Source organism: Streptomyces sp. NPDC002156 (assembly GCF_053593675.1).
This window is the reverse complement of the sequence record NZ_JBSFDA010000084.1, coordinates 1-12,516: the sequence shown is the minus strand read 5'-3', so window position 1 is coordinate 12,516 and position 12,516 is coordinate 1. Positions and strand designations below refer to the sequence as shown.

The 12,516-nt window shown below is 68.6% G+C and carries 13 protein-coding genes; 6 read left to right on the top strand and 7 right to left on the bottom strand.

Translation table 11 applies throughout. The features are described 5' to 3' along the window. Positions 1-122 precede the first annotated feature (122 nt). A complete protein-coding gene (locus ACWCRB_RS29300; protein ID WP_450998898.1) occupies positions 123-1,097 on the top strand; it encodes an SCO0930 family lipoprotein in 975 nt (324 codons plus the stop codon). Between the two features lie 257 nt (positions 1,098-1,354). Here ACWCRB_RS29300 and ACWCRB_RS29295 read toward each other — a convergent pair whose 3' ends face one another. Then, positions 1,355-1,660 carry a hypothetical protein gene (locus tag ACWCRB_RS29295; protein ID WP_450998897.1) on the bottom strand — a complete coding sequence of 102 codons (306 nt, stop codon included), beginning with the start codon at positions 1,658-1,660 and terminating at the stop codon, positions 1,355-1,357. Positions 1,661-1,909: 249 nt separating this feature from the next. Beyond that, positions 1,910-2,998: a redox-regulated ATPase YchF gene (ychF, locus tag ACWCRB_RS29290; protein ID WP_450998896.1), complete on the bottom strand. Its 1,089-nt coding sequence runs from the start codon at positions 2,996-2,998 to the stop codon at positions 1,910-1,912. Between the two features lie 278 nt (positions 2,999-3,276). On the opposite strand from ychF, the gene ACWCRB_RS29285 reads away from it, so the two are divergent. Further along, positions 3,277-3,672 (top strand): DUF6542 domain-containing protein, encoded by a 396-nt coding sequence (locus ACWCRB_RS29285; protein WP_450998895.1) that lies wholly within the window; start codon positions 3,277-3,279, stop codon positions 3,670-3,672. A gap of 71 nt (positions 3,673-3,743) precedes the next feature. Here the strand turns inward: ACWCRB_RS29285 and ppgK are convergent, their stop codons facing one another. Continuing rightward, on the bottom strand, positions 3,744-4,490 hold the full coding sequence (ppgK, locus tag ACWCRB_RS29280; RefSeq protein ID WP_369036652.1) for a polyphosphate--glucose phosphotransferase: 747 nt from the start codon (positions 4,488-4,490) through the stop codon (positions 3,744-3,746). Positions 4,491-4,519: 29 nt separating this feature from the next. Then, entirely contained in the window at positions 4,520-5,569 is a 1,050-nt protein-coding gene (locus ACWCRB_RS29275) for a 4-hydroxy-3-methylbut-2-enyl diphosphate reductase (RefSeq protein ID WP_450998894.1), read from the bottom strand. A gap of 180 nt (positions 5,570-5,749) precedes the next feature. Between ACWCRB_RS29275 and xseA the strand changes: the two genes are divergently transcribed. Both xseA and ACWCRB_RS29265 read left to right on the top strand, forming a co-directional pair. Further along, positions 5,750-6,976: an exodeoxyribonuclease VII large subunit gene (gene xseA / locus ACWCRB_RS29270; protein WP_450998893.1), complete on the top strand. Its 1,227-nt coding sequence runs from the start codon at positions 5,750-5,752 to the stop codon at positions 6,974-6,976. Positions 6,977-6,985: 9 nt separating this feature from the next. Then, positions 6,986-7,255 (top strand): exodeoxyribonuclease VII small subunit, encoded by a 270-nt coding sequence (locus tag ACWCRB_RS29265; RefSeq protein WP_450998892.1) that lies wholly within the window; start codon positions 6,986-6,988, stop codon positions 7,253-7,255. A 36-nt stretch (positions 7,256-7,291) separates the two neighbouring features. Here the strand turns inward: ACWCRB_RS29265 and ACWCRB_RS29260 are convergent, their stop codons facing one another. Continuing rightward, positions 7,292-7,831, bottom strand: a complete 540-nt coding sequence (locus ACWCRB_RS29260; RefSeq protein WP_369037903.1) for a DUF4245 domain-containing protein — start codon at positions 7,829-7,831, stop codon at positions 7,292-7,294. A gap of 127 nt (positions 7,832-7,958) precedes the next feature. Between ACWCRB_RS29260 and glpX the strand changes: the two genes are divergently transcribed. After that, positions 7,959-8,993, top strand: a complete 1,035-nt coding sequence (gene glpX, locus ACWCRB_RS29255) for a class II fructose-bisphosphatase (RefSeq protein ID WP_369037902.1) — start codon at positions 7,959-7,961, stop codon at positions 8,991-8,993. A gap of 189 nt (positions 8,994-9,182) precedes the next feature. On the opposite strand, the gene ACWCRB_RS29250 is transcribed toward glpX, so the two are convergent. After that, positions 9,183-9,554: a WhiB family transcriptional regulator gene (locus ACWCRB_RS29250; protein ID WP_235475122.1), complete on the bottom strand. Its 372-nt coding sequence runs from the start codon at positions 9,552-9,554 to the stop codon at positions 9,183-9,185. A gap of 296 nt (positions 9,555-9,850) precedes the next feature. Continuing rightward, positions 9,851-10,561: a DUF1707 SHOCT-like domain-containing protein gene (locus ACWCRB_RS29245; protein WP_450998891.1), complete on the bottom strand. Its 711-nt coding sequence runs from the start codon at positions 10,559-10,561 to the stop codon at positions 9,851-9,853. A 192-nt stretch (positions 10,562-10,753) separates the two neighbouring features. Here ACWCRB_RS29245 and ACWCRB_RS29240 point away from each other — a divergent pair, with 192 nt between their 5' ends. Beyond that, positions 10,754-12,421 carry a fumarate hydratase gene (locus ACWCRB_RS29240; protein WP_450998890.1) on the top strand — a complete coding sequence of 556 codons (1,668 nt, stop codon included), beginning with the start codon at positions 10,754-10,756 and terminating at the stop codon, positions 12,419-12,421. The last annotated feature ends 95 nt before the right edge of the window (positions 12,422-12,516 follow it).

The following is a 12,516-nucleotide window of genomic DNA, read 5'->3' as shown; positions in this document are numbered from 1 at the left end:
GGTCCTCCTCCACGGCCGCCGGGGCGGTGCCCCGCTCATTGAGTCACCTCGTTCACACCCATTCATCGAAAACGTGGGCGCGGCGAAACGCGCCCCAATTCGGAAACGGAAGAGGAAAAGTCATGCGAAAGTGGCAGAGCATTTCGATCGCGGTCACGGCGGCGGCGATCATGCTGACGTCAGCCTGCGGGGGGTCGCAGGACGAGGCGGCGCCCGCGGGCGCCGCGGTGAGCGTGGCCCCGAGCGGGGTGGCGGCCACACCGGCGGGCGCGGGTGCCGGCACCGGCACCGGCACCGGCACCGGTGTGGGAGACGTGGCGAACGTGGCGCCGGCGGCGGCGGGCAAGCTCAGCATCTGGGAGAGCGCCGAGCTGGGGCCGGTCGTCACCGACAGCGCGGGTTTCACGCTCTACCGCTTCGACAAGGACACCGCCCAGCCCTCGCGGTCCAACTGTGCCGGGGAGTGCGCCACGACCTGGCCGCCCGTCCTGGCCGACGGCGCCTCGGCTGCGGACGGCATGGACGCCTCGCTGCTCGGCAAGGTGGCCCGCGCCGACGGTACCGAACAGCTCACCCTCGCCGGCTGGCCGCTGTACCGCTTCACCAAGGACACACAGCCGCGCCAGACCAACGGCCAGGGCGTGGGCGGCACCTGGTTCGCGGCAGCCCCCGACGGCACCAAGGCCAAGGCCGACACGGCTACCGGCTCGGGCTACGGTGCCGATGCCGGGCAGACCGAAGAACTCCCGCCGCTCTCCACCGTCGACAACGCCGACCTCGGCGAGATCGTCCGCGACGGCGAGGGCCGCACCCTGTACCGCTTCACCAAGGACACCGACTGGCCGATGAAGTCCAACTGCGTCGACGCCTGCCTGGAGAAGTGGAAGCCCGCCAAGCCGGTCGACGCAGGCGCCGTCGAGGGCATCGACTCCAAGCTCCTCTCCACCTACAAGCGCTCCGACGGCACCGAGCAACTCGCCCTCGACTGCTGGCCGCTCTACTGGTTCACCGGTGACCAGACCCCGGGCGACACCAACGGCCAGGGCGTCGGCGGCACCTGGTTCGCGGTGAAAGCGGACGGCAGCCTCGCCGAATAGCACCGGGCCGCTCCCGGCTGTGCCACGTTGCTGCGGCAGATGGTTCAGCGACTACAGGAGTCGGTGCGGTCGTCGCCGTCCGGACGGGGATGCTCCAGGGTCGTCAAGGCGAACCGTATGGCTGAGTGGGCAATACGCCCGGACACTGAACACGGAACACGATGTGACAGGGCACGAGGCTTGCCTCTGCCGCAACCTGCGCAGTCGCGAGTTCCGGGTGGTTCCGGCATGTCGGCGGACACAGCCGCGAGACCCCCTCAGCGTGTGTACGAATCGGCCAGCGGCAGCGGCGTCCGAGCCGGAAAGGCGGGGCCGGCGGTGCAGAAGCGGGCACGGGTACGGCCCACCGGTGTCAGGACGCCTGCCGCTGCCAGGTCCCGCAGGTCGCGTTGGGCCCGCCGCAGGCCCAGCCCCTCCGCCCGTTCGTAGCGTGTCCGACGCACCCGCCCGGACGTCGCCACGTCATGCAGAGCGGAAACCACCCTCTCCTCCAGCCCCCGGACCTCCGCGAACTCACCGAGCAGAAGCCACACCCGACTCGAACGGTCCAGGCGACTGCGCACGGTCTGCGCCTGCTGGTGGTACGCGGTGAGGTTGAAACGGACCCAGTCGGAGACGTCCTGGTCGGGGCGGTAGGTGGTGCCCCGGCGCTGTAGCTCGCGGTAGTACTCCCAGGTGTTGCCGGGGAGCCCCAGTCAAGGCTCGACGGCGTCGAGCCCGCACGGGAACGACGGAGGGGCCGAGTCCACGAAGAGAACTCGGCCCGAATCCACACGTCGAACCCATCGCATTAACGTTCAGTAATGCTTTGGTCACACATTGAAGCGGAACTCCACAACGTCCCCGTCCTGCATCACATACTCCTTGCCCTCCATACGGGCCTTGCCCTTGGCGCGGGCCTCGGCGACCGAACCCGTTTCCACCAGGTCCCCGAAGGAGATGACCTCCGCCTTGATGAAGCCCTTCTGGAAGTCCGTGTGGATGACTCCCGCGGCCTCGGGGGCCGTCGCGCCCTTCTTGATCGTCCAGGCGCGGGATTCCTTGGGGCCGGCCGTCAGGTAGGTCTGCAGGCCCAGGGTGTCGAAGCCGACGCGGGCGAGGGTCGCCATGCCGGGTTCCTCGACGCCGACCGACTCCAGGAGCTCCATCGCTTCCTCCTCGTCGAGCTCGGCGAGGTCCGCCTCCAGCTTCGCGTTGAGGAAGATCGCCTCGGCGGGGGCGACGAGAGCGCGCTGCTCGTTCTTGAAGACCTCGTCGACCAGTTCGTCCTCGTCGACGTTGAAGACGTAGAGGAACGGCTTGGTGGTGAGCAGGTGCAGGTCGTGGAGGAGTTCCTCGTTGCCGGAGCCCTGGACGATGCCCGCGGAGAACAGGGTGTCGCCCTTCTCCAGGATCTCCTTCGCCGCCTCGACCGCGGCGACCTTCGGTCCGATGTCCTTCTTGATACGCGACTCGCGCTGGAGGCGCGGCAGGACCTTCTCGATCGTCTGGAGGTCCGCGAGGATCAGCTCGGTGTTGATCGTCTCGATGTCGTCCTTCGGCGAGACCTTGCCGTCGACATGGACGACGTTCTCGTCCTGGAAGGCGCGGATGACCTGGCAGATCGCGTCGGACTCGCGGATGTTCGCGAGGAACTTGTTGCCCAGGCCCTCACCCTCCGAGGCGCCCTTCACGATGCCCGCGATGTCGACGAAGTCGACGGTCGCGGGGAGGATCTTCTGCGAACCGAAGATCTCGGCCAACTTCGCGAGACGCGCGTCCGGGACGCCGACCACGCCGACGTTCGGCTCGATCGTGGCGAACGGGTAGTTGGCCGCCAGCACGTCGTTCTTGGTCAGGGCGTTGAACATGGTCGACTTGCCGACATTCGGCAGACCGACGATTCCGATCGTGAGCGACACGTTGCGACTTCCCGTACGAGAGGAGGGTGAGGAGGGTGGAGACGATCCCTCAGTCTACGGGCGTTTCTTCGGCGTGTCTGAAGGGCCGGTCCCCGCACAGGCCGACCTAGGTTGGTCCAGTGGAGCAACACAGGATCCGACACCGTCCCCCGCACTCCGGCCCGGCCCGGCCCGTACACGGCGCCCGGGGAGGCACCGGGAAAGCGGCGGCCGGATCCCGGCGCCCCACGGCCCCCGCACGGCGACCCGCTCCCCCGGTCGTGCAGGCCCTGCGTCGGATGCCGAACCCCCGGCTCACCGGACTCGGCGGCGGGCTGTTCTGTGCCGCGCTGATGTTCGCGCTCGGCTCTCTCGACCAGCTGCTGTTCGGGGCGTCCCTGACGGCGTACGGCGTGCTGTTCCTGCCGGTGTGCGTGCTGACCGCGGCCTGGGTGCGGGGCGCGGACCTGGTGACCGCGCCCGTCGTCGTACCCATCGCCTTCACCGTGGGCCTGCTGCCCGTGGCCGACGGCGACGGGGTCTTCGGCCGCCTGATGGGCATCGTCACCGCACTCGCCACCCAGGCCGGGTGGCTGTACGGGGGGACGCTCGTCACGGGCGTCATCGTGACCGTGCGGAAGGTGCGCCTGATGAACCGGCGGCCGGGGCGGGGGCGAGCCGGCAGGACCGCGTAGGCCCCTTGGTCGCTCCCGGCCAGCAGGACCGCGAGGCCTTTGGCGGCTCCCGACCGCCCCCCTTACGCCTCTTACGCCTCCTTGGCCGCCCGCATCGCCGCGCCCACGATCCCCGCGTTGTTCTGGAGCTCCGCCGGGACGATCTCCGCCTTGATGCCCTCGATCAGCGGCAGGAACTTGGCGGACTTGCGGCTGACTCCGCCGCCGATGATGAACAGATCCGGGGAGAACAACATCTCCACGTGCGCCAGATACTTCTGCACGCGGTGGGCCCAGTGCTCCCACGTCAGTTCGTTGTCGTCCTTGGCCTTCGTCGACGCGCGGGTCTCCGCGTCGTGGCCGTGCAGTTCCAGGTGGCCCAGTTCCGTGTTCGGGACCAGGACGCCCTCGCAGAAGAGGGCGCTGCCGATGCCCGTACCGAAGGTGAGGAGGATGACGGTGCCTCTGCGGTCGCGGCCCGCGCCGAACTGCATCTCGGCGACGCCCGCCGCGTCCGCGTCGTTCAGCACCGTCACCGGGAGGCCGCCCAGGCGGTCGCTCAGCAACGCGCGCGCGTCCGTGTCGATCCAGTTCTTGTCGACGTTCGCCGCCGTACGGATCGTCGAGCCGCCCGTGACGACGCCCGGGAAGGTGATCCCGACCGGGCCCGTCCAGCCGAAGTGGCCGACGACCTCCTTCACGCCGTCCGCCACCGCGTCGGGCGTGGCCGGGTGCGGGGTCAGCACCTTGAAGCGCTCCTCCGCAAGGTCGCCCCTGTCCAGGTCCACAGGGGCGCCCTTGATCCCTGACCCGCCGATGTCCACGCCAAAGATGTGCATGGCTCTACGTTACGGCGTACGACTGACAGTCACTCGCCCGAGGGGGGTGTAGTGGTGGTGCCGGTCGGGGTGGCTGGGGCTGATCCCGTGCGCCGGCCCACCAGTTCCGCCGCCTCCGCGCGGAGGTCGCGGCGGAGTTCCTTCGGGAGCGAGAAGGTGATGGACTCCTCCGCCGCCTTGACCAGCTCCACGTCCTCGAAGCCGCGCTGCGACAGGTACTCCAGGACCTGCTCCACCAGGATCTCGGGGACCGACGCGCCCGAGGTGACGCCGACCGTCGACACACCGTCCAACCAGGCCTCGTCGATCTCGTCGGCATAGTCCACGAGGTACGCCTCGCGGGAGCCGGCGAGCTTCGCTACCTCGACCAGGCGGACCGAGTTCGAGGAGTTCTTGGAGCCGACGACGATCACCAGCTCCGCCTCCTCGCCCATCTGCTTCACGGCGAGCTGACGGTTCTGTGTGGCGTAGCAGATGTCGTCGCTGGGCGGGGAGATCAGCTGCGGGAACTTCTCCTTGAGGGCGTCGACGGTCTCCATCGTCTCGTCCACGGAGAGGGTGGTCTGGGACAGCCAGACGACCCTCGACGGGTCGCGGACCTCGACCTTCGAGACGTCCTTGGGGCCGTCCACGAGGGTGATGTGGTCGGGGGCCTCGCCGGAGGTGCCGATGACCTCCTCGTGGCCCTCGTGACCGATGAGGAGGATGTCGTAGTCCTCCTTGGCGAAGCGGACGGCTTCCTTGTGGACCTTGGTGACGAGGGGGCAGGTCGCGTCGATGGTCGCGAGCTTGCCTGCGGCGGCCTCGTCGTGGACGACGGGGGCGACGCCGTGCGCGGAGAACATGACGATCGATCCCTCGGGGACCTCCGCGGTCCGCTCGACGAAGATCGCGCCCTTCTTTTCGAGGGTCTGTACGACGTACTTGTTGTGCACGATCTCGTGCCGGACGTAGATGGGGGCCCCGTACTGTTCGAGGGCCTTCTCGACGGCGATCACGGCGCGGTCCACGCCCGCGCAGTAGCCTCGGGGGGCGGCGAGCAGGACACGGCGGCCAGGCGAAGCGGTCATGTTCACCATCGTACGTGCGCGGTCGGCGGGGTGGCGATTGTGGGGTTTTCGCCCCCACCGCCCCTACCCGTCCCGTCCCTGTGGGCTGCGCCCCCAGACCCCCCTTTCGGCCTGAACGGCCTCGTCCTCAAACGCCGGACGGGCTGGAGGGTGCCCGGTGTTGTCAGTGGGCGCCGATAGTCTCGACGTATGGGTCTCAATACGTCCGCTGATGCTCCGCTGCCTGTCGGGGAGGTGTCGCGGCTCATCGGGGGGTGGATCGATCGGCTCGGTGCCGTGTGGGTCGAGGGGCAGATCACCCAGTTGTCGCGGCGGCCGGGTGCCGGTGTCGTGTTTCTGACGTTGCGTGATCCCTCTCACGACATCTCCGTCGCCGTCACCTGCTATCGGCAGGTCTTCGATGCCGTCGCCGATGTGGTCAGTGAAGGGGCTCGGGTCGTCCTGCTCGCGAAGCCCGAGTGGTACGCGCCCCGGGGGCAGTTGTCGCTGCGGGCCACCGAGATACGGCCAGTCGGGATCGGGGAACTGCTCGCCCGGCTGGAGCAGTTGAAGAAGGCTCTCGGCAACGAGGGGCTGTTCGCCGCCGAGCGGAAGAAGGCGCTGCCCTTTCTGCCCCAGCTCATCGGGCTCGTGTGCGGGCGGGCCTCCGCCGCCGAGCGGGACGTTCTCGAGAACGCCCGTCGTCGGTGGCCCGCTGTCAGGTTCGAGGTGCGTAACGTCGCTGTGCAAGGTGTGCACGCCGTTTCGCAGGTCGTCCAGGCCGTGAAGGAGCTGGACGACCTGGATGACGTCGATGTGATCGTCGTGGCGCGGGGTGGGGGGAGCGTCGAGGATCTGCTGCCCTTCTCCGACGAGCAGCTCGTCCGGGCGGTCGCCGCCTGTCGTACGCCCGTCGTCTCCGCCATCGGCCACGAACCCGACCATCCGCTGCTCGACTACGTCGCGGACCTGCGGGCCTCCACCCCCACCGACGCCGCCAAGAAGGTCGTACCGGACGTGGGCGAGGAGTACGAGCGCGTGCGGCTGCTGCTCGACCGGGCCCGGCGGTCCGTGCACGCCTTCGTGGACCGGGAGGAGCGCGGGCTCGCGCACGCCCTCGCGCGGCCCGTCGTAGAGGATCCGCATCGGATGATCGACGAGCGGGCCGACCATGTCGCCGCCCTCGTCGAACGGTCACGGCGGACTCTCGGCCACCTTCTCGACCGTGCCGACTCCGAGGTGTCCCACACCCACGCGCGCGTGGTGGGCCTCTCCCCCGCCGCGACCCTGCGGCGCGGGTACGCGGTGCTGCAACAGGCCGACGGGCACGTGGTCCGGGATCCGGGTGACGTCGCGGCCGGTGAGGTGCTGCGGGCGCGGGTCGCCGAGGGCGAGTTCACTGTCCGAGCCGATGTTGTCGATGGTGTCGATGTTTAGGGTGGGCGCATGACCAGCAGCAACGTGAGTGAGGCGCTCGGCTACGAGCAGGCGCGGGACGAACTGATCGACGTCGTACGGCGGCTGGAGACCGGCGGTACGACCCTGGAGGAGTCCCTCGCCCTCTGGGAGCGCGGCGAGGAGCTGGCCAAGGTGTGCCGGCAGTGGCTGGAGGGTGCGCGCAAGCGGCTCAACGCGGCCTTGGCCGAGGAACACGAGCAGCCCGACGCCGAGGGCGCGGAGGGTCAGGAGGGCCGGTCCGGCTCCGGGGGTGAGTGACCTCTCCGGCGGCCGGCCCGCCTCGCCCGCGTTCGCTTACGTCGTCTTCAGGGCCTGGGCCATCTTCGTCAGGCGGTCGAACGGCGCCGTGCCCGTCACCACCGTCGTGGAGCCCTTCTCGCGCAGCACCAGCGCGTCGTACTTGTCGCCCTCGTAGCGCGTCCACGTCGCGTCCCCTATGCGCTGGGTGACCTTCGTCTCCTGGGCGCTCTGGGTCTTCTCGTCGATGAAGACGGACGGCTTCTGAGCGGACTGCTCCACCGCCACGTATTCACCCTCGGAGTCATGGAAGCCGAGATGCCACGCGTCGAAGTTCTCGCCCGAGAAGCGCACCGAGGTCGCCTTCCAGTCGGCCGACAGGCCCTGGGGCGCGGCCACCGGATAGCTCGCGGCGCGGCGAGCGGTCAGCAACTCGACGCGGTAGTCGACCCTTTTGAGGTCGGGAGCGGAGTCGTCGTGCGGGATGAAGAGGTAGATCACTCCCGCCGCGAGACTGATGAGGCCCAGGGACAAGATCATGTCCCGGGCCGTCTTCTGCTTGCCGGTCCTGCCGGTCGCGCTGTTCGAGCCTGCCACGCCCCTATCGTCGCAGGTGCACCTGCCCGCTCATCCGTGGGGCCCCCTGCTCATTTTGTCTGCCTAACGATAGAGTCGGGGCCAACACCCTCATCCGGCCGTCGTCGTATCAGAAAGGTGCGTCTCGATGACCGAGCATCATCATCTGCCGTCCGAACTCGAAGTGCCCTCCGAAGCTCCCGACCGCAACCTGGCCCTGGAACTCGTCCGGGTGACCGAGGCCGCCGCGATGGCGGCGGGCCGCTGGGTCGGCCGCGGTGACAAGAACGGTGCCGATGGTGCCGCCGTCCGCGCCATGCGGACCCTCGTCTCGACCGTCTCGATGAACGGCGTCGTCGTCATCGGTGAGGGTGAGAAGGACGAGGCGCCCATGCTCTTCAACGGGGAGCGCGTCGGCGACGGCACCGGGCCCGAGTGCGACATCGCCGTCGACCCGATCGACGGTACGACCCTCACCGCCAAGGGCATGACGAACGCCATCGCGGTTCTCGCGGCCGCCGACCGCGGCTCGATGTTCGACCCGTCCGCCGTCTTCTACATGGACAAGCTGGTCACCGGGCCGGACGCCGCCGACTTCGTCGACATCAACGCGCCCGTCTCCGTGAACATCCGCCGGGTCGCCAAGGCCAAGCGGGTCACGCCGGAGGACGTCACCGTCGTCATCCTCGACCGGCCTCGCCACGAGGGCATCATCAAGGAGATCCGGGAGACCGGCGCGCGGATGAAGCTGATCTCCGACGGCGATGTCGCCGGGTCGATCCTCGCGCTGCGCGAGGGCACCGGCGTCGATCTGCTGCTCGGTATCGGTGGCACGCCCGAGGGCATCATCTCGGCCTGTGCCGTGAAGTGCCTCGGGGGCACCATCCAGGGCAAGTTGTGGCCGAAGGACGAGGATGAGCGGCAGCGGGCGGTGGATGCGGGGCACGATCTCGATCGTGTGCTGTTGACCGACGACCTGGTGTCCGGGGAGAACGTGTTCTTCGTCGCTACCGGAATCACCGATGGGGAGTTGTTGCGCGGGGTTCGTTATCGGTCGGAGACGGCTACGACGGAGTCGATCGTGATGCGGTCGAAGTCGGGGACGGTTCGGCAGATTTCGTCCGAGCATCGGCTCAGCAAGCTGAGGGCTTACAGCGCGATCGACTTCGACCGGGCCAAGTAGGTCCGTCGGTTCGGTTCGGTCTGGTTTGGGGACTTCAGGTTGTGGGTCGCTGCGGGGCTGTGGGGGCTGGTCGCGCAGTTCCCCGCGCCCCTAAAAGCAGCCCGGCTAACGCCTGATTCTCGTACCGAACACGCGGAAGTAGAGGGCGTCCCCTGTGCGGAGGGGCGCCCTCTACCGTGACCAGCTGGGTCAGCCCGCTGCCGCTATCGTGCCGCGGGCGGTCTTCTTGAGTTCCATTTCGCGGCGGCGGCGCCTGGCGAGGACCACTCGGCGTTCGGCGGCGGTGAGGCCGCCCCAGACTCCGTACGGCTCGGGTTGCAGCAGGGCGTGTTCGCGGCACTCGACCATGACGGGACAGCCTCCGCAGACCCGCTTGGCCGCCTCCTCCCGGGAGAGCCTGGCCGCGGTCGGTTCCTTGGAGGGGGCGAAGAAGAGACCGGCCTCGTCGCGCCGGCACACCGCCTCGGTGTGCCACGGGGCGTCCTGGTCCCTCTCTCGCACTGGCACCCGCTGGGGCGGAACGGCAGCGACCTGCAGGGACGAATGCGGCGGTTGCAGCACGGTCTACTCCTGACGACGGCTTCGCGAGCTGGAGGGAGACGTGGGGCCCACGTGGACCGGGGCGACGGGTCCGGGGCGTCCGGGGCGTGCGATCGCAAGGCGCGCGCGTGCCGGGCGTACCGGGTTCCGCGTGAAGCCCACGGCACCCTCCAAGAGACGATGCAGCAAGCCCTACCCGCTGTGCGCGCGCCTATGCACTGAGTTCCCAACCGCTGAGGTTCCAGGGCATTGTCGAGGCGTCGTGACCTGACCGAATCGCTTCAGGATCTCTTCGGGTGCGACCGAATTCACAACCGTCAACGGTCCAGGTGTTTGCGCAAACTCCGGTCGACCTTGCGGGAGACGCGGTCGAGGATGTCCTCGATCATCCTGCCCCGCTTGGGTTTCGCCTCGACATTGCCGAGTATGGCCAGTCCGTCCACATAGACCACGGGTGCGTCGGGTTCGCCCGAATCCAGCGTGCTCACCTCGAAGTTGCCCAGCACACCGCCGCCGGTGCCGCGCAACGAGATGTTCTCCGGGACGCGGATCTCGACGTTGCCGAAGACCGAGATCGCCTTGATCACGACCTGCTGGTACTCGAATATCGCCTCACTGAGGTCGATCTCGACGCTGCCGAAGACCGCGTACGCGTGCATACGGCGGCCCGCGCGCCAGCGGCCCTTGCGGACGGCGCTGCTGAAGACCGCCACCACGTTCTCGTCGGGGTCCATCGGGATCGCGCCCGGGGTGGGGCGGTTGGGCGCGGGGGTGTATCCCCGGGTCGCGTGGGGGCGGTAGGACTGGTGGCCGGCGGGCAGGTCCCGGACGAAGACCTCCAGTTCGCCGACCGTCTTGGCGCTGAGCACGCCCTCGACGCGCTCGGCGTGCTCGTCGGGCGTGAGGCGGCCCTCGGCCAGCGCCTCGCGCAGGAGGTCGGCGACGCGGTCACGGTCGGCGTCCGAGGCGCGGAGTTCCGAGGCCCCGACTTCGGGGGCGCGCGGTTCGGTGTGCTTCTGAAGGTCCACGAAAGCAGCGTACCCAAACGCGATAGATCGCGACTAGGGGTGTGGACGAGCAGAACTCGCCGCCTCGTCCGAGCCGGTCCCCTCTCAACTGAGTCCTACCTAACAAGCTCCGCGCTTCCGGCAAGTCATACGCTGGTGGGCGCCCGCCAATGAAGGCAGGCCGCTGTCTTCGTCGAGTGAGGAATGGGCGAGATGCCTGAGTTCGCGTACACCGATCTGCTCCCCATGGGAGAGGACACCACCCCGTACCGGCTGGTGACCTCCGAGGGTGTCTCCACCTTCGAGGCCGACGGGCGCACGTTCCTCAAGGTCGAGCCGGAGGCGCTGCGCAAGCTCGCCGCCGAGGCCATCCACGACATCCAGCACTATCTGCGGCCTGCCCACCTGGCACAGCTGCGGCGGATCATCGACGACCCCGAGGCGTCGAACAACGACAAGTTCGTGGCGCTGGACCTGCTGAAGAACGCCAACATCGCGGCGGCCGGTGTGCTGCCCATGTGCCAGGACACCGGTACGGCGATCGTCATGGGCAAACGCGGGCAGAACGTGCTGACGTCCGGTGGTGACGAGGCGGCGCTGTCGAAGGGCATCTACGACGCCTACCTGAACCTCAACCTGCGCTACTCGCAGATGGCTCCGCTCACCATGTGGGAGGAGAAGAACACCGGGTCCAACCTGCCGGCCCAGATCGAGCTGTACGCCACGGACGGCGGCGCCTACAAGTTCCTTTTCATGGCGAAGGGCGGCGGCTCGGCCAACAAGTCCTTCCTCTACCAGGAGACGAAGGCGGTCCTCAACGAGGGCTCCATGATGAAGTTCCTGGAGGAGAAGATCCGGTCGCTGGGCACGGCGGCCTGTCCGCCGTACCACCTGGCGATCGTGGTGGGTGGCACGAGTGCCGAGTACGCGCTGAAGACCGCGAAGTACGCCTCCGCGCACTACCTCGACGAGATTCCGGCCGAGGGTTCGCCGCTCGGGCACGGGTTCCGGGACAAGGAGCTGGAGGAGAAGGTCTTCGAGCTGACGCAGAAGATCGGTATCGGGGCGCAGTTCGGCGGCAAGTACTTCTGCCATGACGTACGGGTGGTGCGCCTCCCCCGCCACGGCGCGTCCTGCCCCGTCGCCATCGCCGTGTCCTGCTCGGCCGACCGTCAGGCCGTCGCGAAGATCACCGCCGAGGGTGTCTTCCTGGAGCAGTTGGAGACGGACCCGGCGCGCTTCCTGCCGGAGACGACCGACGAGCACCTCGACGAGTCCGCCGACGTCGTCCGCATCGACCTGAACCAGCCGATGGACGACATCCTCGCCGAGCTGACCAAGTACCCGGTGAAGACGCGGCTGTCGCTGTCGGGGCCGCTGGTCGTGGCCCGTGACATCGCGCACGCCAAGATCAAGGAGCGTCTTGACGCGGGTGAGGAGATGCCGCAGTACCTGAAGGACCACCCGGTGTACTACGCGGGCCCCGCGAAGACGCCCGAGGGCTACGCGTCCGGCTCCTTCGGCCCGACCACGGCCGGCCGCATGGACTCCTACGTCGAGCAGTTCCAGGCGGCTGGTGGGTCCAAGGTGATGCTGGCGAAGGGGAATCGGTCGGCGCAGGTCACGAACGCGTGTGACGCGCACGGCGGCTTTTATCTGGGCTCGATCGGCGGCCCGGCCGCGCGCCTCGCCCAGGACTGCATCAAGAAGGTCGAGGTCGTCGAGTACGAGGAGCTGGGGATGGAGGCGGTGTGGAAGATCGAGGTCGAGGACTTCCCGGCGTTCATCGTGGTCGACGACAAGGGCAACGACTTCTTCAAGGACCCGGCACCGGCGCCTACGTTCACGAGCATTCCGGTGCGGGGGCCGGGGCTGGCGTAGCGGGTTCGGGGCGGCGCGGACCTGTCTCGCCCCCGCCGCCCCTACCCGTCCCATCCCTGGGGGCTCCGCCCCCAGACCCCCCTTTCGGCCTGAAC